The organism is Priestia abyssalis (genome assembly GCF_002019595.1).
In the GTDB taxonomy this organism is placed as follows: domain Bacteria; phylum Bacillota; class Bacilli; order Bacillales; family Bacillaceae_H; genus Bacillus_BA; species Bacillus_BA abyssalis.
Genome location: NZ_KV917369.1, coordinates 4016682 through 4040629 on the forward strand (window position 1 = coordinate 4016682; position 23948 = coordinate 4040629).

The following is a 23948-nucleotide window of genomic DNA, read 5'->3' on the forward strand; positions in this document are numbered from 1 at the left end:
GCCATTTTCTTATGTTCGAATAGAAGATAGATGCTCGTTTTCTTCAAACCAGCTAATTTTCTCCCGCATCCGTACCACTTCTCCCACAAGAATGATGGCGGGATGGCCGATGTTATGCTTTTTCACTTCTTCTTCAATTGTTGTCAACGTGCCAATGACTGTACGCTGGCGGCTCGTCGTTCCCCATTCAATGACAGCCGCTTTTGTGTCTCTTGCTTTCCCATGCTCGATAAGCATCTTGCAAATGTGATGCAAATTACCGATTCCCATATAAAAAACAATTGTATCGCTTCCTTTTGCAAGTGCCTCCCAGTTAACGTGGTCTTGCCCTTTTTCTTCGCGTCCATGTCCTGTCACAATCGTAAAAGAGGACGCATAATCACGATGGGTAACCGGAATGCCGGCATATGCGGGTGCGGCGATTCCCGATGTAACTCCTGGGACAATTTCATACGGAATGCCTTCATTCGCAAGCACTTCCGCTTCTTCGCCCCCCCGGCCAAACACGCACGGATCTCCGCCCTTTAGTCTTGTAACAACTTTTCCTTGCAGCGCTTTTTCCACTAGCAGTTCATGAATTTGCTCCTGAATGAGCTCATGCTTGCCAGGAAGCTTTCCGCAGTAAATGAGCTCTGCATCTTTTTTTGCATAATTGAGCAATTCCTTATTTACGAGCCGATCATAGGCAATGACATCAGCTTTTTGAATACATTCCATTCCGTACACCGTAATCAGCTTTGCATCTCCCGGACCAGCTCCCACAAGAAACACCTTTCCCTTATTCATTTATTCCCCGCCTCTCGCATCTAACTGTATATAATCTCTTTTGGCGCTTGCGCTTTTCTTATGCTTCATCCGAGATACCGGCTGATTCAAAGGTCGCCATTTCACGGAGCATTAACGTCGCAGATTGTAAAATCGGAAAGGCAACAGCCGCTCCGCTTCCTTCTCCCAATCGTAAGCCTAAATCAAGGAGTGGTTCTTTCCCTAACCATTGAATGGCCGCTTCATGGCCGGGTTCAACCGATTTATGGCCGACAATCATATAGTCCGCCGCCGCATTTGAAATCATTTTCGCTAATACTGCTGCGGTTGTACAAATGAATCCGTCCACAAGAATCGGGATTCGATGACTCGCTGCCGCCAGCATCGCGCCGGCCATTCCCGCAATTTCAAGTCCCCCTAATTTTGAAAGGATATCAATTGGATCACCGACATCCGGTTTACGATCATGGAGAGCTTTTTCAATAATTTGTTGTTTATGAAGCAATTTCTCTGAAGAAATTCCCGTTCCTCTTCCGATAAGATCACCCACGTTTTTTCCGGTAATGGCCGCTAATATGGCACTGCTTGTCGTCGTGTTTCCAATCCCCATCTCACCAAGAATGAGACATTTTGCCCCTTTTCGAATCATCTCTTCTCCCTGCTCGTATCCGATTTCAATCGCCTGGATTGCTTCGTCTCTCGATATAGCCTCTTCTTTGCTGAAATTAGCGGTTCCATATCGAACTTTTCGACTGATAAGTCCTTCTCCTTCAATGTCAGAAGCAACACCAATATCAACAATTTGCAAATGTGCATCGATTTGTCGGCTGAACACATTAATGGCGGCACCGCCATTTAAAAAGTTATAAACCATTTGACCGGTCACTTCCTGCGGAAAAGCGGAAACTCCTTCGGCCGTCACCCCATGGTCAGCTGCAAACACGATCACTCCCGGTCTTGTTACTTTCGGAAACGCATCCCCTGTCATTTTGGCCAGTTCAATCGCCAGCTCTTCCAAGCGCCCAAGGCTTCCTGGCGGTTTCGTTAACGTATCGATATATCGCGCCGTTTGCTCGCCTGTTTGATGGTTAAGTGCCGGAATCATTATGGATCGCAATGTTTTCGTCATACTTCTCTCCTCCTTGATAAAACCTTTCGATTTCATCATAAATTATATCTAATTTAACATGTTTTCTCACATGATCGGCCAACCGGTCAAACGCCTCTTCCCTCAATTGATTAAACGAAACACGTCCCGTTATTTCCTCTAATCCTTTTTGTTTCCGAATCTTATTTAACAGTCGTTCTCTAAACAAATCGTTATGGAATAATCCGTGAAAATAAGTCCCCAGTATCCGTTCATCCGGACTTTTGCAACCTTCACTGCCATTTTTTGTTTCAATGAATGAATCGCACTCTTCTTCAAACACGGACTGCCCCATATGAATTTCATAGCCTTTCACATGAATGGCTGTTTGTTCGAAAGTCAGCGTTCCTTCCGATAAGACCGTTGTTTTTTCCGTCGTCATCGCCGTTCGTAAAGAAAGGAAGCCCAATCCGGTCTCATATGAATGCGGTGACTCGATTCCATCGGGGTCTGAAATGGAGAGGCCGAGCATTTGATATCCACCGCAAATGCCAACAATGCTGGTTTTGCCTTTTTCATTTAGTAAATGCAGTTTTTCAGCAAGCCCGCTTTTCTTTAAAAACAGCAAATCTTCAATCGTATTTTTGCTGCCAGGCAAAATGACGAGATCCGGCTGTTTCAATTGCTCCGGTTTCGTCACGAATCGCACATGGCAGTCGGGCTCTGCAAAAAATGGGTCCACATCCGTAAAGTTTGAAATTTTCGGGTAGCGAATCACGGCAATATCAATGTCTTTCGTCTTATCTTCATCCGGTTTATAGGAATCTAAAATGACCGAATCTTCTGCTTCGATATTTAAATCTTGCAAATGGGGAATAACACCGAGCACCGGTTTTCCTGTATACTCTTCAAACCACGTCAGCCCTGGCTCTAACAGCTTCACATCTCCTCGGAATTTATTGATAATCACACCGATGACACGTTCACGGTCTTCCTCCGAAAGAAGCTGGAGCGTTCCGACTAAACTGGCAAAAACACCGCCTTTTTCGATGTCTCCGACCAAGACGACAGGAGCATTGGCGATTCTTGCCACACGCATGTTCACAAGCTCGCGATCATTTAAATTTACTTCAGCCGGACTCCCGGCTCCTTCAATGACGATTCGTTCATATGTATGAGATAAAGAGTCAAGTGCCTCTTCAATCAATTTCAATCCCCGCTTAAAAAAATCTTTTCGATAATCCATCGCATTCATGTTTTGATACGGTTTTCCATGTACGACGATTTGTGCGTCATTTTCTCGGCTTGGCTTAATTAAAATCGGATTCATATCGGTCGTCGCTATGACACCGGCCGCTTCTGCCTGTACGCCCTGGGCACGTCCGATTTCTTTTCCATCAATCGTAATGTAAGAATTAAGTGCCATATTTTGTGATTTAAACGGAGCAGTGCGGTAGCCATCCTGGGCAAAAATCCGGCAAAAAGCGGTAACCAATACGCTTTTCCCTGCGTCGGAGTGCGTTCCTTGAATCATGAGGGGAAGTGCTTTAGGCATCTATTTTTCTCTCCTTGCATTTTATCATCCACGCTGCCACCATCTCCGGACAGGAAGCAAAATGAAAATGGGTATAGCCGGCAACCAAATTGCCCTTCACATACCCTTCCGGCTTCACACCGCGCATTCCCTTCGTTTCGTAGGCATACGGAATATTTTTCTCGTCGGAATGGAAGGTGGAGTAATGAAATTCATGACCTCTCGCCTGTTTTCCTTCCGGTAACAGAAAGTTTCCATTTTTGCCGCTAATTTCCCTGTAGCCAAGAGCGGCAAGCTTCTTTTGCATCTTCACTTTGCCCGGGATAATTCCAACCATTTCAAACCGCTGCCCGTCATTTGCCTCAATCTCATCCGTTAAATACATGAAGCCGCCGCATTCTGCGAGGGTAGGCAGCCCATTTTCAATGGCTGCGCGAAGGGATTGTTTAACGGTTGTTTCGTTTGCGAGCTTTTCGGCAAATTCTTCCGGAAAGCCGCCGCCAAGATAAAGACCGTCAATGCGTTCAGGAAGTGCTTCTCCCGCCAACGGGGAAAAATACACGATTTCCGCTCCATTTGCTTCGAGCATTTCAAGATTTTCTGGATAATAAAAGTTAAAGGCCGAATCCTTGGCGACTGCGATTCGAACGGTTGGCTCCGCTCTTTTTTCGAATAAAGAAGTTGGTTTGTCTACCGCCAGCGGTTCAGCCTGCGAAAGCTCCATCAGTTTATCAACGTCGACCGTTTCCAGGACCAGCTCCCCTAGCTGGTCAAAAAACGAGTCAAGCTCCCCTCTTTCGATGGAAGGAATCAAGCCAAGATGCCGCTCGGGAATTTCTAGTTCCATGTCCCGCTTTAAATAGCCGATGACGGGAATGCCGCATTCTTGTTCAATCGCCGTTTTCACGATTTTAAAATGCCCTTCGCTCCCGACACGATTAGCAATCACGCCAACGATTCGGGGACCTTCTGCAAAACATTGAAACCCTTTGACAATGGCCGCAGCGCTTCGTGCCATGCTCGCACAATTGACAACAAGCAGTACAGGACTCTTTGTAATCATGCTAATATGGGCAGTGCTGCCTTCATTCGTTTTGGGATTTTTCCCATCGAAAAATCCCATCACCCCTTCAATGATGGAAAGGTCGGCTCCTTCGCTGCCTCGTACCAGAATCTCCTGGACGATTTCTTCTTGCAGCATCCAACTGTCCAAGTTGCGAGAAGCTCTTCCGGTCACAGCCGTATGGTAAGACGGATCGATATAATCCGGGCCGCATTTGAATCCCTGGACCGTATATCCTTTTTTCTTTAACGCGGACATTAAGCCGATTGTCAGCGTCGTTTTTCCGACTCCGCTCCCCGTTCCGGCCATAACGATTCGTCGTACGCTCATCTTATTTCCCCCTCTCATGCGGAATGACCGCTACAGAAATCGTGACATTGCCTGATTTCTTTTTCACAAGCTCAAGCGTTCTTGCACCACTGTACAGCTTTGCTGCCGGCTCGCTTACCCCGTAGGCCCCCGTAAATTTATAGACTGTATCAGAAGGCTGTTCGATTTCAATGGAATTTAACTGTTCCGGCGAATAATACGAAAACTCCCAGCCGTATTTCTTTGCCGTCTCGATCAATCCCTCTTCGTCCTTCTTCAAGTCAATTGTACTGATGGCTTTTACGCTTTTGATGGAAAAACGCAATTCATCGAGCGTTTCCTTTATGACCGACTCGATTTCATCACTGGATGTTCCGCGGTTGCAGCCCATTCCAAGCACAATCACTTTCGGACGGTACAGCACTCCATTTGCCAAAATGGGCTGTTCTTCTTCTGTTAATTGTCGGTGTGTAATGACAAGAGCGGCATCAGGTTTAACCTGCAAGGCTTCTTCAATGGACGTATACGTCTTGATATTGTCAGGCAGCGGTCGGTCATAGTCCCACCATTCCTTTTCACCCGATTCCTGGATGACGGCTACATGTTCTTCGTTTACGACAGAAGCACTAACAGGCGTCAGCTTTTCCGCCGAATCCCATACCCAGCCGAAACGCTTTCCGAATAAGTCAACCGGAATCGTTTTTTGCACATCGGAAGCTGTCGTGATGATCGGGCGCGCCCCAAGTGTAGCCGCCACTTCCCTTGTCAGTTCATTAGCTCCGCCTAAGTGGCCGGAAAGAACGCTGATCACATGTTCGCCTTTATCGTCAATCACGACAACACCCGGATCGGTTTTTTTATCTTTTAAAAGAGGAGCGATCATCCTGACGACCGCTCCAAGTGAGATAATCATGATGATTCCTTTATACGATTGAAAAAGAGACGGCAGCAAAAGACGTACGCTGCCTTCGAACATTTGGATGTTCTGTTCCTCTTCATCACCTTTTTCGAACTTTTTCATATAGTAAAGGTCGGCGTTCTCAAAGGATGTGCTCAAATTGCGCGCTAGCTCCACTCCGTGCTTTGTAATCGCTACAATCGCGTATGTACCTTGCTGCTTTAATGGCGGATTGATTCCTTCTTCCAACAAGATTGTCATGATTTCACACCCCGTCTGAAGCCATGTGTAAATTCCTTATCGTAAAGCTTAGAACGATAGTCTTTTTCATGAATGTGTTCATCCAATGCCCATCCCGCTAAAATCATCGCCTGTTTTCTCATCCCATTTTTGTGCATGTCTGCGTCTAAATGTTCAAGTGTAGTACGCAAAATCTTTTGGTCAGGCCATGTTGCTTTATACACGACGGCCACCGGTGTATCTTTGCTCCAGCCGGCATCAAGGAACTCCTTGACGACCTTCTTTGTTAATGTTGCGCTCAAAAATAACGCAATCGTGCAATGATGTTTCGCCAAATCTTTCAGCTTTTCGGTTTCCGGAACAGGGGTGCGCCCTTCTGCCCTTGTTAAAATGACGGTCTGGGTCAAATCCGGGATCGTTAATTCAGCACCAAGAGCTGCTGCCGAAGCAAACACAGAACTTACACCCGGAATAATATCGACGCCGATTCCTGCCTCCTTTAACAAGACGATTTGCTCCATGATTGCACCGTAAACGGCCGGGTCACCCGTATGGACACGCACGACTTTTTTTCCTTGACGCACACGATCTACCATCAATGCGACCATTTCTTCCAGATGCATGCCAGCTGTTTTCACCACTTCCGCTTCTGGTTTCGCTTTTTTTACCAAATCCTCGCTCACGAGAGAATCGGCATACATCACAACATCCGCTTCTTGAAGAAGCGTCAAACCTTTTACCGTAATTAAATCCGGATCGCCGGGACCTGCTCCGATAATTGTTACTTTCATCATTTTCTCACCACCATTAACGTTAAATATTCGAGCTCCACGTTATCCAACTCGCGAACATCCCAAATGATTTCCTCATCAGATGTTACTTTCGTAACGACAGAAGCCTTATCCAACAAATCAAGTTCCCGTAAAACCTCAAGCATGAGATCGATCACTTTCGCCACTTTAATGAACACGACACAATCATTTTCTTGAATCACTTTTTTCATCGCTTCATAATCATCCCGTGCCGGAATGATCGCAACATGGTCATCCCCTTCCGCGAGAGCGATGCCAAGCCTTGACGCAGCTCCATTGATAGATGAAATGCCCGGAACTGTCTTAATTTCTACTTCCGGATGAAGCTCCTTCATCAAGTTCATCATATGAATGAACGTGCTGTATAAAAGCGGGTCTCCTTCTGTTACGAAAGCCACATCCTTGCCTTCCTTCAGCTGCTCCCAGACAGCTTCTACCGTTTTCGTCCATTCACGCTCCAAAATAACCGGATCCTTTGTCATTGGGAATACAAGGCCGAGCATTTCTTTTTCTCCCGGTTTTACATACACATCAATAATGCGGTGGGCATAGCTTTTACTGCCTTTTCTTTTTTTCGGATAGGCAATAACCGGTGATTCCTTCAGCTTACGAAATGCTTTGACTGTAATCAGTTCCGGGTCTCCCGGTCCTACCCCTAACCCATATAATGTTCCGATCATCTTAATCTACCTTCTTTCGTTCTGCCGTAATGATGTAAATAGGATTTAAGGCATCAAATCTTGTTAAATTCAAAATCGGCTTGCTTCTTGAGATTTGCGCGAGCGTGATGTCCGTTTCAAATTCCCTTGCCTTAAACGCTTCGACTGCCTGCACAAGGTTTTCAATTGTGACGGCATTTAAGACGATTCGACCGTCTGTCTTTAGCTTTGAACAGCAAATATCCAAAATCTGTTCCATCCCTCCAGCTGTTCCACCAATAAAGATGGCATCAGGTTCCGGAAACTCAGCTAAGCCGTCAGGCGCTTTCCCGTGTACGAGTGTGGCATCGACCCGGAACTTCACCATATTTTGCTGGGCATTCTCGAGGTCCTGCTCATTTTTTTCAATCGCATAAACGGCTCCTTCACGGGCAATTTTTGCTGCTTCTATCGCTACAGATCCCGTACAAGTACCAATATCCCATATAATACTATTTTCTTTTAACTGAAGAGCACTGACGCTTAATGTACGGATTTCCTTTTTGGTAATCAGCCCTTTGTCCGGTTTGCGCTGATAAAACTCCTGATCATCAATACCAAGGGGCCATGACGGCCCTTCCTCCATCTTCTTCAAAATGACGACATTCAACGGAGAAAATTCTGCTTCGGCCATTTCATGCAAGTCGTACCAGCCGCACCGCTCATCTTCCCCTCCAAGATTCTCCGCCACAAACGCCTTATACTCTGTAAACTGAAACGACAATAAATAGTCTGCTATTTTAGCAGGGGTGTTTTCTCCGTCTGTCAGGAGCGCTACCTTCGATTTCCCGTCAATACGCTGTGCCAGCCCCCTTATGCTCCGTCCGTGAACACTCGTGAAATAAGCGTCCTGCCAGCTCTCTTTCATTCTCGCAAAAGCAAGCTGAATCGAGCTTACGTACGGATAGATGTCGACCTTCATTTTTTTTGATAAATAGCCGCCGATTCCATAAAACAGGGGATCTCCCGATGCGAGGATGACCACTTGCTTTTCTTCCTGTTGGAGACGCTCCACAAGAGACGACAGCCCTCCCTTGATCACCACTTTTTCACCTTTGTAGTCAGGAAAAAAAGCTAGCTGCCGCTCTCCTCCTACTAACATCTCACTCTCTTCAATCCATTTTTCATACAGGGGGAGCAGGCTCTGTTTTCCTTCATCCCCGATTCCAATCATCTTAATCGTTTCAGCCATTTCGTTCCGCCTTTCCTAACAATGCCCCTTTTAGCGTATAGAGGGTTGTTTCCAATTCAAGGCCGCCCTTTATTTCATTTAAACCGTTCAGGCAGCAATTATCGCAAAGAATTTGGAAAAATTTCTTATAATCATTTGCCACCATTAAATCACCGACTTGGGATGCCGTATTCGCATCAAGCACTTGTTGCAGCAGCTCTCCTTCGACACCGGCGCTTCGTGCGACATTAGCAAGAAACGAGAAATCAACCGGCGCGCTTTTCGAGTGGACCATCATGACACCTTGTGCAACTTTTGAAAATTTCCCCATCATGCCAACCATTGATACTTTCTTCATCCCTTGCCGCTTGCACTCTTTCAATGTAAAGCCAACAAAGTCTCCCATTTCAATAAACGCTTCTTCAGGAAGATCTGGGTATTGCTGCATGCCAAATTTTTCGCTGCGCCCGCCTGTCGTAATCACGACATGGTCGCAGCCACCCGCTTTCGCTACACTGATCGCCTGTACGATACTCGCTTTATAGGCGGAGGTGGAGAACGGGACGACAATTCCCCTTGTACCCAAAATGGAAATGCCGCCAATAATGCCAAGACGCCCGTTCAATGTCTTTTTGGCAATTTCCTCTCCATCCGGTACGGAAATGACCACCTTGATTCCTTTATGGATTTTGAATTCCTTCAGCACTTCTTTTGCCGTTTCGTAAATCATCTTCCTTGGAACAGGGTTGATGGCCGCTTCCCCGACAGGAACCGGAAGTCCCTCTTTCGTTACGCGGCCAACACCAACACCGCCGTCAATCGTAATCCCCTCATCATCCGACCATGTGACAGTTGCCTTGATTAATGCTTTATGGGTCGCATCTGGATCATCGCCTGCATCTTTAATGGTTCCTGTCTCGGCTATGTCCCCGGTGAACTCACAGCTATCCATTTGAAAGGTGGCAAACTTGCCGACGGGAAGATAAATGGTTGCTTCCATTTGCGGCTCACCCGTAATTAATGCGGTAAGCGCCGCTTTTGTCGCTGCCGTTGCACAAGAACCTGTCGTATACCCTTGCCGTAATGACTTCTTATCTTTCGGCTCTGCTTTCATCGTTGACTTCCGCCTTCTCCGCAAGAATGGAAAGAGCATTTAATGCCGCAACTGTCACGGTACTTCCACCTTTTCTCCCGATGTTTGTAATGAATGGGACATCCAATTTCGCCAGTTCCTCTTTCGATTCAGCAGCTGAAACGAAGCCAACCGGCAAGCCGATAACAAGTCCCGGTTTTGCTTCCCCTTCCTTAATCAAACGGATTAGTTCAAGCAGCGCAGTCGGGGCATTCCCAATGGCAAAAATCCCGCCATCCGCTTCCTTGATTGCTTTTCTCATTGAAATAATGGCTCTTGTTGTGTTGAGACGTTTTGCTTCTTCCATGACGTCGGGATCTGAAATGTATACCTTGATTTCCCCGCCGTATTTTTCAATTCGCTGCTTGCTGATACCGACTTGAACCATTTGTACATCCGCTACGACCTTTTTGCCGCTGCGAATCGCTTCAATCCCTGAGCGAATCGCGTCAGGGTGAAAAACAAGGCTGCGCCCGAGTTCAAAATCAGCTGATGCATGAATGACACGCTGCACAACCGGATATTGTCCGGCAGTAAATGGGTGTTCCCCGATTTCCTCATCAATCATTTCAAAGCTTCTTCCTTCAATCTCCTGCGGTTGTACCGTTAATGGTTTAAATTCTGTACGAAAATCCATTCTTTTCCCTCCAGTTTTTATATAAGTTCTACTTGATAATTCGACGCTTCTCGATCTAATTGGGACGTGTTCACCACGGTTACCTAGACATCCTGAATTCGCCCTCAAAGGTGAAATGTCGGCATCTTTGCTCTTTGACCATATCGACATTTCTAGATCGATATGATCTTATGTAAATGCGCAATGACGTCAGTAAAGTTTGAATACGCTGTTCCATATTCGATTTTCGGACGCTTGATGACAATGGTTTCAATCCCTAGCTCCTTTGCCGCTTCTAGCTTTTCGTCTACGGAGCCCACCTTGCCGCTTTCTTTTGTAATCATGACGGTCACGCCGTATTGTTTGTATAGCGCCATATCAAACTCTTTTGTGAAAGGTCCCTGGATAGCGACAATGTTTTTTTGTGGAAAGCCGAGCTGTTCACATTTTTCCATGTTATCTTTTCTTGGCAGCATACGGGCAATCACTTTCGTGCCTGGTAAATGAAGCAGCTTTTCGGAAAAGATGTGCAATGTTTTACTCCCGGTTGTGAGCATGATGACACCTTTTTTTTCGGCTGCTGCTTCTGCCGCCTCTTCATAGTTGTCAACCATCGTAACTCCTGTATTTTCGAATTGCTGGGACTCCCGTTCGTAGCGAATGTACGGGACGTTTGCCTGCTGTGCCCCTTTTATCGCATTTTTGCTTGCCTCCTCCGCGAAGGGATGGCTTGCATCAATGACGACTTTTACTTGATATCGTTCAATGAAACTAGTAATATCCTGGTCGGTCAATCGGCCGACATGCACCTTCAAGCCTTGCTGTCTCATCTCATTTGCCGCGTTCTCTGTCACTACCGTTGTTAATAAATCGAAGCCGGCCTGGCTGATTTCCACCGCCAGAGCTCTTGCATCACTCGTACCCGCCAAAAACAAAATCATTTTAATTTCTGCACCTCGTTCCCATGTGAATGATCATGGTGGTGATCATGGTGGTGATCGTGATCATGATGGTGGTGATGATGGCCATGGCCGTGATCATGGTCATGGTCATGATGATGGTGATGATCGATGAACTCCATCGCATTGATGCGATATTGACATGTATCGCAATTCATTTTCACTTCTCCTTGAAGAGCTTCATCAATGCGATCCTTTAACACCGTTTGAAGTCCCGGATGGAAACCGAAATACCCTGCCAACTTAAACTCATGCTCCGGATATGTCTGCTCCAGTTCTTTAACCACATCTTCAAGGCGATTAATTAAAATTCCCGTGAACAAAAAGTAAGGAAGAATGATGATTTTTTTCGCCCCAAGCTTGATACAACGTTCGACCCCTTCACGGACAAGCGGGTCAGTCACGCCCATAAAGGCCGGCTCGATGATTTTATAATTAAGTTTTTCCCATAAAAGGCGGGTAATTTTATATAAATCACTATTGGCGTCTGGATCGCTTCCGCCCCGTCCAAGAAATACGATAGCCGTATCCGGATCAGGTTCATGGATATTCTCTCCGATTTCTTCCAACCGCGCTTGACAAATTTCCAATGTTTCCTCGTGGATTCCAATTGGTCTTCCGTATGTAAACTGGACATGCGGATACTTTTCCTTCGCCTCATCGATGGCACCCGGAATATGGATTTTTGAATGCCCCGCCGGCAATAGCATGATCGGAATGACGACTACATGGCTCGCCCCTTGTTGAACACAAGCGTCAATTCCCTGGTTCACGTTTGGCGATTCGAATTCAAGAAAACAGGTTTCCACTAAAAGCGACGAATTCAACTGCAGCTTTAAGTTTTCAATAAATTGCCGGACCTGCTCGTTCCCCTCTGCATCACGACTTCCGTGACCTACCATTAACACTGCTTTCATTACTTTTCCTCCTCGTTTTATCTATATAACTCCACGTTAACTTTTAACATCAACCCTGGCCGAGCTCTTCTTTAGCGTGTTGGGGTTTCAACACCTTGAATCCTCCCTCAAAGATCTACCTAAGCGGATGCGCCAACCCCGCAAGGGGGGTGCCATCCGCTTAGGTCCAGACAATTTAACATGGCTGCTCTTTAGCCATGTCAAATTGTCTGGATCGATAGATTACTCTCCGCATGGTGCCGGCTCTACCTCGATCACAGGTGTAATATCCCGATGCTTGAACCCTTGCACCTCGCGGACACGCTTGAAAAATTTATAAAATCTCTCGTTCGGATGCCCTTTCTCCTTATACTCATTCACGATATTTTCAATGACCTTCACGATATTTTCCGGTTCAATCCCTTCCACAACAGGCTGGCCGGCATGCGCCGTTCTTCCGACGGTTTTCGCTCCCAAAAACAAATCGAACTTCCCTTTTCGGAAGACAATGCCGATGTCTTCTTTCACCGCGCCGTAACAGGCCATTCCGCACCCATTAAAGCCAAGCATCAGCTCTTTCGGAAGATCGATTCCACCCAACTTCTTTTGTATTTCTTCTGCATAAGGGATAGAGTCACTCTTTTCACCGTCACAAAAATCGCATGCTTTCACAACAAGTACGTCCCCAATCGGCGATAATGACAAATTGACACTTCTTAACTTTTGTGTAATCTCCTCAGGATTTGCCGTCGGAATCCGAAGAAGGATTTGGTGATGAGGAGTATACTCCATCGTCCCTTTTTCTCCAGTCACTTCAGCCAAAGCGATCAGTTGCTGCGGAGTGAACTTTTTATTCGCAACCCCCGGACTGACAGCCAGCTCAAAAATCGATTCGACCGGATTGTAAACAGGCGCAGCCACGGCGTTTTCTAATGCCGCCGCTTTTTCTGCTTTTACGGTTTGTAATGCTTCCATGGCAAGAGCAAGAGGCGTTTCCTCTTCTTTTCCTTCATGCAAGGCCCACGGTTCATTTTCCCGCCGCAAGCGTTCGTGCGGCTTCAATGGCTGTACATCTGCGTTTAACGTGTACTTCCGCTGGTATCCCCTTGGTGTGATCATCTTGCTTCCGTATAAAAAAGTAGAGGAATTTCCAATCATTACCGTTGTCAGCATCCCGATATCATGATTAAGCATCTCTTTTAACGTAGTCATGACGACATGCTGTTTTTCGCGATAGGCACTTTTGACAAGCCCAACCGGTGTGTCCGGCGCACGATATTTAAGCAAAATTTTCTGTGCTTCTACAATCTGTCTCGTCCTGCGTCCGCTTTTCGGGTTATAAAGGGCGATAACGAAATCTGCCTGTGCCGCCGCTTCAATGCGCTTGGCAATTAAGTCCCACGGTGTTAAATGATCACTTAAGCTGATGGTACACGCATCATGCATGACAGGTGCTCCCAGCAAGGCCGCACAGGAGTTAATTGCGGATACTCCTGGAATGACTTCCACTTCCACACCTGTTTCTTCTACCCAGCCTTTCTCGACGAGCACTTCATACACCAGGCCTGCCATACCGTATACACCGGCATCCCCGCTCGAAATGACGGCCACTTTTTTCCCTTCTTCCGCCAAGCGAACAGCCGCCTGCGCGCGAGTAACCTCTTCCGACATTCCTGTACTGATAATTTCCTGATTTGAAAGCAAATTCTGAATTAATTCCACGTATGTTTTGTATCCAATGACGCAATCGCTCTCTTGAATCGCTTCCTGGGCCCTTTTCGTTATATGCTCAAAGCTTCCGGGGCCAAAGCCGATGACAAGTAATTTTCCAGCCATCTTATAATCCTCCTTTTATGATTTCCATCATCACTTGTTCACTTTCCCGCCTTCTCCAATTTTGAGATTCCTTCATGGAAGCCTTCACGGGAAGCTGCCACCATACCTTCATCCCCAAATTCGTAAATAACCGCGTCCTCTATCGTATTTCCACCAGCGAGATGTTGAGAGATAATTCTTCTTCCCTCCTCAGGTGTCGATGCTTTATACCATGTTCCTTCCGGATAGGCGATGACGATACAAGCATCTTTGCATCTTCCATTGCATCGCGTTCTTGTCGTATGAATGCGGTCGTCGAGATTCAATCGTTTGATTTCATCCCTAATCGCTTGAGTTACTTCTTCGCCGCCTTTTCGCATACAGCTTGATCCGTTACAAATTAGGACATGATGTTTCGTGCCCGTTAAATTCCAAGTTGTCATGACGTTCACCTCTTCTATTTATTTCAATCATCTTCTTTTTTAGGACAAGCATAAATATGTAAGTAAATATCTGGGAGCTCCCGTTTTTGTGCAAAAGAAAAGCACCCTTTGCCTAAGGGTGCTTTTGTACACGAAAGAATAACTGCAAATATGAGTCCATTAACAAGATTAAGAGCCAGCATGGCAGTCTCCATCTTGAATACTTGCGTTCCCAACGTGATACCCCCCTATTCTCGTAGGTTTATGGCATCTGCAACATGGCAGGTCTCCTGACTTGCGGATCAATGATTCTTTGCGTCTTCCCATTTCCATTCGAAACAGTGACATCTTGCAAAGTCTCTCCCCATTTACAGTGGCGGAACCGTGCCGGATTTTCACCGGACTTCCCATTTAAACTAAAGGCCCAAACGGCTTTAGCACCATCTTGCATGATGATATTCAGTTTTGTTTATCATGCTATCATATATAATAAATAATAGTCTAGCAAAAAAATTTTAGAACTATATAGATCGATTTAGAAAATTCGACATGACCATAGAACGGCTATGCCAAATTTTCTAAACTCTTGAGAGCAAATTCAAGTTGTCTGGGTCACCGATTGTGATGTTTCTCGATTTAATGAAGATGTGTCGAGCTATTAAGTAGCATGTATATAAATCCTGTCTATTTAGATTTTCTTTCAAATGTATCCTGCATGTTAAAAACTTAGCTCATTCGCGCGAAGTGCTTTTCTTGTCACAAAGTCCGATTTTGTTAGCTGCCTGCTCCTGCCAGCTCAAAAGCGCCCTCATAAATATGCAATACACCTGCGGGCTGAGCGGCTATAATGGGTTGCTGTTTCTTACCGCACCTTCCCGCTTCCCAGCTTGCATTACTGTCATGATAACCTTTTATGAATACTACGTTCCCTGATTCAAAAGTTAAGATAAGGTGAGGCGAACGTTCTCCAAGTTCTGCCTCTACTACTTTTTGCTGGATGACATCAATCAATATTTGATAAGTTTGAAGCATAGGAATATCCGCCTTTTCGATCCCTTTCTCCTTTAAAGATGATTCATTGAGCTGGACGATCGATGGTATGTATAAATATACTCCATCCTGCGCTTCTATCTTTTTATTTTCAGGCCAGAAAACCAGCTTCGCATGACCTGCGGAAATCTCGAATTCTACTTCATGAATACTTGCCCCTAGAAAAAGGTCCTTTACTATTTTTTCACCTTCATACTTCTCTTGCAGATTCATTCTTTTTTCCTCCTCTACTACAAGTTCATAAAGTGAACGAAATAAAAAAGCCATCTCTTTATCATGAAAAGAGATGGCTTTGTAATATTGGGATACCGTCCATCTCCTTATCTTGCGCTATGCCGCGCAGGAATTAGCACCTTCCCAATCAAAATGACCAGGGGTTGCTGAGGTTTCACAGGGCCAGTCCCTCCACCTCTCTATATAAGGAAATTGTAAGCTTTATGAAATTTGCAAATACGTATCATCCGTTGTTTACGGCAATTTATACTAAATTATATACTACTTTTGAAAAGGGAACAATATATTTTTATCCATTTTCACCCGGGGATATTTTGTACTTTGTTTTGTTTCGTTTCGTAAACTCATCTTGAAATAGAAACCTCAGAGGTGATTCGTGTACCTCAAGACCGAGGATTTGCCGAGGGTTTCCTTCTGATTTCATGTCACCATGGACACCTCTAACGGTTCGCATATCCCAACGCCCATAACGGACTTTCACCGTCTATTTGATGAACATACCTGGCACACAAAAAAAGCAACCCCATGTTTAAGGCTGCTTCTGACTATTGTGCTATATAGAGTATAAAGCATTCTCTTTTTGATATTTCATATACTGCTCGACTCTTTTCAGGTGTAAAGAATGTTCGCTAATCAAGTGCTGTACGTATAGAATGATACTTTCAGGATAAACCTCCTGCTTCTCTAACATAGCCCTATATGTTTTTAAGCGTTTTTCAAAATAATGTATGACCTGCTCTGGCGTCTTTACCAACAGGCTCTGCATGTAATCGTTCACTTGCTTCTCAAGAAAGGAATATTGATCTTTCAAGTTTTTTTCTCCCATTCTTAACCCCTCCTGCGTAAATTTTTTGCCAACGGCACATCCTTATAACGTTTGATTCCATTGCGTCATTTGACCCATCCGTGAAAAACTTCCATTATACACTTCCATTCTCCAAAAATGAGTTATTCTGCTCACCATATCCTGATTATTTTCCTTATTTTATCATATTTTACCAAATTTGAAAACGCTTTCAATGATATTTTTTTTTAAAGATCCCTTTTCTTTATGGGGAATGTACCTGTTTGTCGTTATGTATACTATAGCCTAATTTTATGGTGCGTCTCCAGTTGATTGTGAAGAAATCTGACATAGAGATTTTAAGCTGACAAAATAACTATCGAGCCCATAGGCAGTCTCTAGAAAAACCCCGTCATGAAAACCCAGTAAAACAAACGGGTCTCTTGACAGGGCATATCATTAAAAATCCGTTTTTATCATGTAATAGAGGCTTGTTGGATATCTTCGTTTCGTGTAGAAAAGTCCTTCAAAACACCCCGGCTGAGTTAAGTTAACCATTCATCCATTTTCCCTCAGCCTCGCTCCAACCTTCTGGAGCGGTACTGTCGGATATGATGTGATCAATATTTTTCAATGAATCGATTTTATAATTCGCCTTCACTCCAATTTTTGATTGATCGGCCAACACAAACGTTTTTTCTGCATTTTTAATGAAAATTTTCGACAGCATGCATTTCTCTAAATCATAGCTGGTGATGCCTGATTCTAGATGGATCCCATCTACCGAGATAAAGGCTTTATTGGTGTAAAATTCTTTTGCCATTTTTTCCGCCAATGAACCGGAAGCGCGGAAATGTTTGCTTCGGACATGGCCCCCAAGAAAAATAAGTTCGCCTTTAAAAAGCTGCTTATTTTCCTGTGCCATTAATCTCGCAGCAAAAGGAAAAGAATTCGTAATGATGGTCACATCCGATATGTCCATGAACGTTGGGACCATCTGCAGGGTGGTGCTGCCTTCATCAACGAAAACGACATCCCCTTCCTCAATGAACGAAGCTGCCTTTAAAGCAATTTGCTTTTTCTCATCTATTCTCAAAATTTCACGTTCAAACATAGATGGTTCCGCGGTTTCCGGTTCGACCTTCACCGCACCGCCGTATACTTTTTTCAATTTTTTTTCATTTTCCAGCTCTTCCAAATAGCGGCGAATTGTCTCGGTTGATACATCAAAATCATGGGCTAAGTCATTCACCCTGACTTTGCCTTGCTGTTCAATCAGTTCTATGATCCGCTTTTTTCTTTCTTCTGCTAATAAAGACATGTATCTTACTCCCTATATTAAGCCAGAATGGCATAATCTGCAGATTCGATTTCTTTCACTTCTTCATGTACAAATATACCACGTTTTTCTAATTCTTTAAAAATAATACCCGGCTCAAGAAATGCCTCTTCCGGAATGATGACACCTTTCTTTTCAACAATTCCTTTTGCAATCAGCTCTGCAGCAATTGCCATTGGAATTCCAACATTTCGCGTATAAGCACGTAAGCCTTCCCATCCTTCAATTGTACCGTCAGAAGCAGGATGTGTATGTGTTAACGTATATTGATAATATTTTCCGCCTTTCATGCCTGTTACTTCTACATGAAGCGCATAGCCGTATAATTCTGTTTTATTGCCTTTTTCAGATTGATATAAATACTCACTGATGCAATCTAAAATCCCCAGCTCCTGGCCGTTCATTCGAATTTTTTTATTTTGTAAAAAACCGTAATTATATAGTGCTTTCACAAGCTCCATGTTTTCTTTCGGCCAAGTCCCGCGAACTTCGATGAGATTTACATTTTTATCCTTTAATACCTTTGCTAATGTCTTCGTTTCAGAGTGGGGAATGATGTATTGAACCGTTTTTCCGTAAGGCTCCGGCAGCTGAATCTCTCTCGGGCGGGCAAACGGCGGCACTTGAATGAACTCCCCGTTTTCATATATAACGCGCGTCGGCAACTGTGGATCATATTCATATGTGGTCGTTTCCGTAATTGATTTTGAAAAGGCGATTGGTCGGAAAGAACCATGGCTTACCCGCACCGACTGTACCGTATCCAATTGATTGGCTGCATGCATGGCCATCATTTGAGTCAATCCGGGTGTCATCCCAAAGCCTGGCAAGCATGTCTTTCCATTTTGAACAAATACATCATGGGAACGATCTTCTTCACCGAATCCATTTAAATTTATGCCATGGCATCCCGCTGCTGCAATGCATGCAGTTGATAGCCCGTTCAACGTAATAGTTGTTCCATCCATGACGATGTCATAACCGCGCATTTTTTCTACCGTTTCTTCATGATTGAACACATTGACTTGCACAAAATCGACGCGCGGATCATTAAGCCATTCGACGACTTTTCTTCCTTCCTCTTCGTTAAAATCAGCTACCGTAATTCGTTCGAAACTTGAATATTGAACTAAATCCAAAATCGCCTCACGACAAATTTTTCCTGCTCCGCCTAAACAAAATACTTTCATACCGTTGTTTCTCCTTTTAATTGAATGGTTAATTTAATAGCTTGCAACAATCTTTCAATATCTTCTATATACACTTCACCTATATTTCCGATCCGGAACGTATCGACTTGAGAAATTTTACCGGGATAAATGACAAAACCGTATTTTTTAAGAGATTGATAAAAGTCTTGGAACGTAAATGTCGAATCATCCGGATAAAGAAATGATGTAATGATTGGTGACTGTTGATTTTGATCTAGAAGGGCTTGAAAACCCATCTCTTCCATTCCGTCAACCAATCGCTTTTGATTTTGTTCGTATCGGTGAAAGCGTGCCTCAATACCACCTTCTGCCTCAAGCTCCAGCAGTGCCTGATAAAACGCTCTTACAACATGTGTCGGAGATGTGAATCTCCACTTCCCCTTATGCTGTTCCATCGTTTCGTGCTGATCATATAAATCCAGTGAAAGTGAACGGGCATGTCCTTTACATTTAGCGAGCTCATCGCGTTTGGCAATGACAAAACCAAAACCCGGTACGCCCTGAATGCATTTATTCGCACTGCTGATGAGAAAATCGATTTGCAGCTCATGAACATCCATTGGAATACCACCGAAGCTGCTCATCGCGTCAACAATCGTCACTTTATCGTACTGCTTGGCGATACGGCATACGTCTTCGATCGGGTTAAGCATGCCGGTTGTCGTTTCACAGTGAACGATAGCCACATGAGTAATAGCTTCATCTTCCTGAAGACTGCGCTCAATCACCTCAGGCTGAATGGGCTCACGCTCATCTGCGGAAACAACGATTGTTTCGATCCCTAAAGTTTCACTCATTTCACTAATTCGCTGGCCATAGGCACCATTAACTGCGATAAGCAGTTTCGCCCCTTGTCTCGGGATGGCGGTCCCGATCGTCGCTTCTACGGAAAAACTCCCGCTTCCCTGCATCAAGACTGTGGTATATAAATCTTTCTGTTTTGTCGCCAATTTCACAAGACGGTTGCGTATTTCCTGGACAAGTTGATTGTATTCATCATCCCATGTGCACCAGTCACGCAGCATCGCCTGACGTACGGAATGGGTTGTAGATAATGGACCTGGTGTTAAAAGCAAGTATGGATTTTTCATGATGATTCTCCTTATCAATCTATTTCTCTTCTATTTGATGAATCACTTGATCAAGATCAGAAATGCGGTCGATGACAAAGTCTGCCCCCGCCTCCATTAGGCGTTGGCGCACAATTTCCATTTTTTGCGTTAATACTGTTTCATCCATTTGCTGCACTTCTTCTTCAGAAAGAGCAAGTTCGCTGCTTCCTAAAATGACGCCCACCGTCCACATGCCGGCATTTTTCCCTTCTTTCATGTCCGTTACCGTATCGCCGACTTTTAGCATGCGGTTCATCGGATAAACATCAAGCTCCATCGCGTTGCGGTAGCACATCCATGGATATGGGCGTCCTGCTTTCACATCATCTGCCGTGAAATAGCAATCTGGTGAGTAGCCTTTTTCCTTTGCTTTCGGAATGATAATCTCCATCATTTCTTTCGTGTAGCCCGTAGTCGAACCTACTTTAATGCCTCTTTCTCTTAAGCGTGCTGCAAGTTCAACAGCACCAGGAATCGGCGTTGTAAAATCAGGTAAAATACCGAATAAAATGGATTCGAAGTCATTGTTCATGTTCACCACATCTTCTTCGGCAGGCTCTGCTCCATGTACATTCATCCATTCCTGTCGAATACGAGGCATCTCACAAAGTGTACGAATATGTTCGATTTTCAACATTCCCATCGGTTCTCGCGCTTCATCCACCGTAATGTTGACACCACGTTTACGGAAAATCTCCAAAAATGCTTCAAGCGGTGCAAAACATCCATAATCAATCATCGTTCCTGCCCAATCAAACACAACTGCATCTATTTTTCTCATTTTCTTCTTTCCTTTCTTTATCTGTTTTCTTTATATACATTCCACTTAATAACTCGACACATCTTCATCACATCGAGAGACTTTCATAATCGGTCATCCAGACAACTCGAATAGCCCCTCAAAGGTTCACCTAAGCGGATGGCGCCAACCCCGCAAGGGGGACGTCAGCCGCTTAGGGCTAGAACATTCGGCATGGCCGTTCTTTGGTCATGTCGAATGTTCTAGCTCGATCTATTTAGTTTGCCATTTCATATTTTTTTGGCGAATCATCTTCGTTGCCATTTCATATAACACTCTAACCACAATATTTGTAAGGATTATTAATACACTCATCGCAGCTGCCGATGCTAAGTTGCCGGCATCATCCATGTTCACGATCGAAACGGCTGCCAATTTAAAATCGGCTGTGTAAAGAAAAATGACGGCTGATACGGTCACCATCGCGTTAACAAAAAAGTACATGGCCATCTCCAATACAGCCGGTAAGCACATCGGTAACGTAATTTTAAAAAACGTTTTATAAAACGGAACGCCCATTGATTCTGATACAAGCTCAAACTCGCGGTCCAGCTTCTTTAATGCCGTCGTCGCCGTGACATACGCAACAGAGTAAAAATGAAGAATATTAGCGATTACGATGAGCGCAATCGTTCCGTATAAAGCGTTGAACGGATTAGAAATCTCCCAGCCGAACACACTAATTTCCGGCTGGCTGAAAAAGAAAACATAACTTAAGCCAATGACCAATCCCGGTACTGCAAGCGGAATAATCGATAATAAGTGACCCAGCTTCCTCACGCCTGCCATAAGCCTGATTTTTCCAATGGCATATGCGTATACAAACGTTGCAATTGTTCCGAATACCGCTGTTAAAGCAGCCGCTATTAAACTATTTTTATACGCTGTCATCCCGTCTCCCGTATAGCTTTTCAACTCGAAATGTTTCAATGTAAAGCTCATATCATACGGCCACACTTTCACACTCGCCGCCAGCACGACTGCCGCAAACAAGATGAGCATGCAAGCGGAAATGATGGAACAAAACACGAATGATAACGTATCCCGGTTACGGTTTGTGCGGACTTGATAAGGTACGGATTTGGATGAAATATGGCTTACCTGTTTTCGCTGCGTCATTTGATCGACGATAAACGCGATGAATGCAGGCAACATTAAAATCAAGCCGACCGTTGCTCCCATCTCCATTTTTTGCTGGCCGATTACTTGTTTGTACACATCGGTTGCCAAAACGTTATATTGACCTCCAACTACTTTCGGTGCTCCGTAATCGGTGAAGCTAAGAGAGAATACGACGAACACCGAGCTGATCAAACCGTATTTTACGCTGGAAAGGGTAATGGTCATAAATTGTTTTGCTTTGCCAACCCCCAATGTGTTAGCTGCTTCGTACAAGCGATTATCTGAACCATTTAATGCTACAAGCATGATTAAAAATGCCTGTGGAAACGTATAGACAACTTCAGCAATAATGATGCCGACAGGGCCATATAAATCAATTTCAACTCCCGGTACAACTCCGAAAAATCCTTTCGTAATAAGACCCTGATTTCCAAACAAATACATAAGGGCAATTCCATGCATCATCGTCGGCGCAAATAAAGGGAGCAGTGCCGTATATCGAAAAAAGATTTTTCCTTTTATATTCGTTCTCACGAGGCAATACGCGTACGCAAAAGCGAGTGTCACGGAAATGGCGGTTGTCATCGAAGCGACGAACAGCGTATTTTGGAATGACTGCATTAACGACGATGTGTCAAAATACTGTACGAAATTATCGAAACCGATAAATGCCCCGTCTTCATTTTGAAAGGCCTTCGCAAATAACGTAGCTAATGGCAAGATCAAAACAGCCAAGAACGATAAAACCATGAAAATGATGAGCCCGCGCTGAAGGCATTCTTCTTTTCCCGCATAATCGCTTGCTCTTTTGGACATTTTTTGAATCTTATTGATTTTACTGACGATTTCCATGTTAACTGACCACCTGTTCTTTATAGGAAAGAGTTCGTTCTGCCGGCAGCGTGATATGGATATCCATCCCTTTGTTCAGCTGCAAGTGGTTCACCTCATGCGTGGAAACATCCACTTTAATGATTTGCTCATAAAGGTGTGAGGATGGATCTTTTACTTTAAATTGCAAACGGTAAAAAGGACCACGGAATTCCACATCTACTACTTCTGCAAGCATGCCCTCTTTCTCCGAAATGCGAATATGCTCTGGACGGATGGCAAACATTTTATCCCCATTTGAACTCTTCTTATTTTCTTTCCAGAAGTTGATCGACCCGATAAAATCAGCGACAAACGGATTCGCCGGGTTATGATACACCTCTTGCGGCGCCCCGATTTGCATCACTTCCGCATTGTTCATGACGACGATCTTGTCTGCCATCGTCAATGCTTCATCTTGGTCATGTGTCACCATGATGGTGGTAATTTTCAGCTTTTCCTGAATTGAACGGATTTCCTTTCGCAGTTTTTCTCTTACTTTCGCATCAAGGGCCGACAACGGCTCATCAAGCAGCAAAAAATCAGGTGATAACGCAATGGCTCTCGCTAACGCAACCCGCTGCTGCTGACCGCCTGACAACTGCGCAGGATATTTATCTTTTACATGCAGTAAATCAACAAGAGCCAGTGCTTCCAACGTTCTTTCCTTCACTTCTTTTTTAGGCGTTTTTCTCGCTTTCAATCCATATTCAATGTTTTGTAAAGCCGTCAAATTCGGAAATAAGGCGTATGACTGAAACACGATGCCGAAATTTCGCTTGGCCGGGGGCATATTAGTCATATCTTTTCCATTGATGATAATGCTTCCTGCCGTCGGTGCTTCGAGTCCTGCAATAATGCGCAAAAGAGTCGTTTTCCCGCAGCCGCTCGGCCCGAGAAGGCAGACAAACTCATTTTTCTTAATATTGATGGAAACGCCGTTTAGCGCCGTAAATGAACCAAACTCCTTATGAATTCCGTCAATTGTTAAATAGCTGTTATTCAATGTA

Annotated in this window: 23 protein-coding genes and 2 riboswitches; all 23 genes read right to left on the minus strand. The window is 44.5% G+C overall.

Annotated elements, in window-relative coordinates:
* Positions 1–9: 9 nt before the first annotated feature.
* The 23 genes from cobA to BK575_RS19210 all read right to left on the minus strand — a co-directional run bounded on the left by cobA (position 10) and on the right by BK575_RS19210 (position 23944).
* On the minus strand, positions 10–786 hold the full coding sequence (gene cobA, locus BK575_RS19105) for a uroporphyrinogen-III C-methyltransferase (protein ID WP_078412742.1): 777 nt from the start codon (positions 784–786) through the stop codon (positions 10–12).
* Positions 787–844: 58 nt separating this feature from the next.
* Positions 845–1894, minus strand: a complete 1050-nt coding sequence (cobT, locus tag BK575_RS19110) for a nicotinate-nucleotide--dimethylbenzimidazole phosphoribosyltransferase (RefSeq protein WP_078412744.1) — start codon at positions 1892–1894, stop codon at positions 845–847.
* Positions 1854–3407, minus strand: a complete 1554-nt coding sequence (locus tag BK575_RS19115; protein WP_078412746.1) for a cobyric acid synthase — start codon at positions 3405–3407, stop codon at positions 1854–1856. Before BK575_RS19115 ends, cobT begins: the two co-directional genes overlap by 41 nt.
* Positions 3400–4779: a cobyrinate a,c-diamide synthase gene (locus BK575_RS19120; RefSeq protein ID WP_078412748.1), complete on the minus strand. Its 1380-nt coding sequence runs from the start codon at positions 4777–4779 to the stop codon at positions 3400–3402. Before BK575_RS19120 ends, BK575_RS19115 begins: the two co-directional genes overlap by 8 nt.
* Before the next feature lies 1 nt (position 4780).
* The gene (locus BK575_RS19125; RefSeq protein ID WP_078412750.1) at positions 4781–5917 is read right to left on the minus strand and encodes a cobalt-precorrin 5A hydrolase; all 1137 of its coding nucleotides are present in this window, start codon (positions 5915–5917) and stop codon (positions 4781–4783) included.
* Positions 5914–6687, minus strand: coding sequence for a precorrin-4 C(11)-methyltransferase (cobM, locus tag BK575_RS19130; RefSeq protein ID WP_078414870.1), 774 nt, complete (start codon positions 6685–6687; stop codon positions 5914–5916). The genes BK575_RS19125 and cobM overlap by 4 nt, the downstream gene beginning before the upstream one ends.
* A complete protein-coding gene (gene cobI, locus BK575_RS19135) occupies positions 6687–7388 on the minus strand; it encodes a precorrin-2 C(20)-methyltransferase (protein WP_078412752.1) in 702 nt (233 codons plus the stop codon). Before cobI ends, cobM begins: the two co-directional genes overlap by 1 nt.
* A 1-nt stretch (position 7389) precedes the next feature.
* Positions 7390–8598 (minus strand): precorrin-6y C5,15-methyltransferase (decarboxylating) subunit CbiE, encoded by a 1209-nt coding sequence (gene cbiE, locus BK575_RS19140; protein ID WP_078412754.1) that lies wholly within the window; start codon positions 8596–8598, stop codon positions 7390–7392.
* Positions 8591–9691, minus strand: a complete 1101-nt coding sequence (locus BK575_RS19145) for a cobalt-precorrin-5B (C(1))-methyltransferase (protein WP_078412756.1) — start codon at positions 9689–9691, stop codon at positions 8591–8593. The genes cbiE and BK575_RS19145 overlap by 8 nt, the downstream gene beginning before the upstream one ends.
* Positions 9669–10346, minus strand: a complete 678-nt coding sequence (locus BK575_RS19150) for a precorrin-8X methylmutase (RefSeq protein ID WP_078412758.1) — start codon at positions 10344–10346, stop codon at positions 9669–9671. Before BK575_RS19150 ends, BK575_RS19145 begins: the two co-directional genes overlap by 23 nt.
* Before the next feature lie 152 nt (positions 10347–10498).
* Positions 10499–11266: a precorrin-6A reductase gene (cobK, locus tag BK575_RS19155; RefSeq protein WP_078412761.1), complete on the minus strand. Its 768-nt coding sequence runs from the start codon at positions 11264–11266 to the stop codon at positions 10499–10501.
* Positions 11263–12201, minus strand: a complete 939-nt coding sequence (locus tag BK575_RS19160; RefSeq protein ID WP_078412770.1) for a sirohydrochlorin chelatase — start codon at positions 12199–12201, stop codon at positions 11263–11265. The genes cobK and BK575_RS19160 overlap by 4 nt, the downstream gene beginning before the upstream one ends.
* Before the next feature lie 222 nt (positions 12202–12423).
* Complete coding sequence (cobJ, locus tag BK575_RS19165) at positions 12424–14016, minus strand: precorrin-3B C(17)-methyltransferase (RefSeq protein ID WP_078412780.1); 1593 nt, start codon at positions 14014–14016, stop codon at positions 12424–12426.
* 38 nt (positions 14017–14054) lie between these two features.
* Positions 14055–14438, minus strand: a complete 384-nt coding sequence (locus BK575_RS19170) for a (2Fe-2S) ferredoxin domain-containing protein (RefSeq protein ID WP_078412782.1) — start codon at positions 14436–14438, stop codon at positions 14055–14057.
* A gap of 23 nt (positions 14439–14461) precedes the next feature.
* Positions 14462–14653 carry a hypothetical protein gene (locus BK575_RS19175; RefSeq protein WP_078412784.1) on the minus strand — a complete coding sequence of 64 codons (192 nt, stop codon included), beginning with the start codon at positions 14651–14653 and terminating at the stop codon, positions 14462–14464.
* Between the two features lie 27 nt (positions 14654–14680).
* Positions 14681–14877: riboswitch (cobalamin riboswitch) on the minus strand.
* A 314-nt stretch (positions 14878–15191) separates the two neighbouring features.
* On the minus strand, positions 15192–15680 hold the full coding sequence (locus BK575_RS28175; RefSeq protein ID WP_139368075.1) for a hypothetical protein: 489 nt from the start codon (positions 15678–15680) through the stop codon (positions 15192–15194).
* Positions 15681–15784: 104 nt separating this feature from the next.
* A riboswitch (SAM riboswitch) is annotated at positions 15785–15891 on the minus strand.
* 363 nt (positions 15892–16254) lie between these two features.
* Positions 16255–16527 carry a hypothetical protein gene (locus BK575_RS19180; RefSeq protein ID WP_078412786.1) on the minus strand — a complete coding sequence of 91 codons (273 nt, stop codon included), beginning with the start codon at positions 16525–16527 and terminating at the stop codon, positions 16255–16257.
* A 508-nt stretch (positions 16528–17035) separates the two neighbouring features.
* Entirely contained in the window at positions 17036–17806 is a 771-nt protein-coding gene (locus BK575_RS19185) for a DeoR/GlpR family DNA-binding transcription regulator (protein ID WP_078412788.1), read from the minus strand.
* Positions 17807–17823: 17 nt separating this feature from the next.
* Positions 17824–19014, minus strand: a complete 1191-nt coding sequence (locus tag BK575_RS19190; protein ID WP_078412791.1) for a saccharopine dehydrogenase family protein — start codon at positions 19012–19014, stop codon at positions 17824–17826.
* Entirely contained in the window at positions 19011–20126 is a 1116-nt protein-coding gene (gene phnW / locus BK575_RS19195; RefSeq protein ID WP_407984355.1) for a 2-aminoethylphosphonate--pyruvate transaminase, read from the minus strand. The genes BK575_RS19190 and phnW overlap by 4 nt, the downstream gene beginning before the upstream one ends.
* A gap of 19 nt (positions 20127–20145) precedes the next feature.
* Positions 20146–20928 carry a phosphonoacetaldehyde hydrolase gene (gene phnX / locus BK575_RS19200; RefSeq protein ID WP_078412793.1) on the minus strand — a complete coding sequence of 261 codons (783 nt, stop codon included), beginning with the start codon at positions 20926–20928 and terminating at the stop codon, positions 20146–20148.
* Positions 20929–21159: 231 nt separating this feature from the next.
* Complete coding sequence (locus tag BK575_RS19205; protein ID WP_078412795.1) at positions 21160–22920, minus strand: putative 2-aminoethylphosphonate ABC transporter permease subunit; 1761 nt, start codon at positions 22918–22920, stop codon at positions 21160–21162.
* A gap of 1 nt (position 22921) precedes the next feature.
* Complete coding sequence (locus tag BK575_RS19210) at positions 22922–23944, minus strand: putative 2-aminoethylphosphonate ABC transporter ATP-binding protein (RefSeq protein WP_328589523.1); 1023 nt, start codon at positions 23942–23944, stop codon at positions 22922–22924.
* Positions 23945–23948 lie beyond the last annotated feature (4 nt).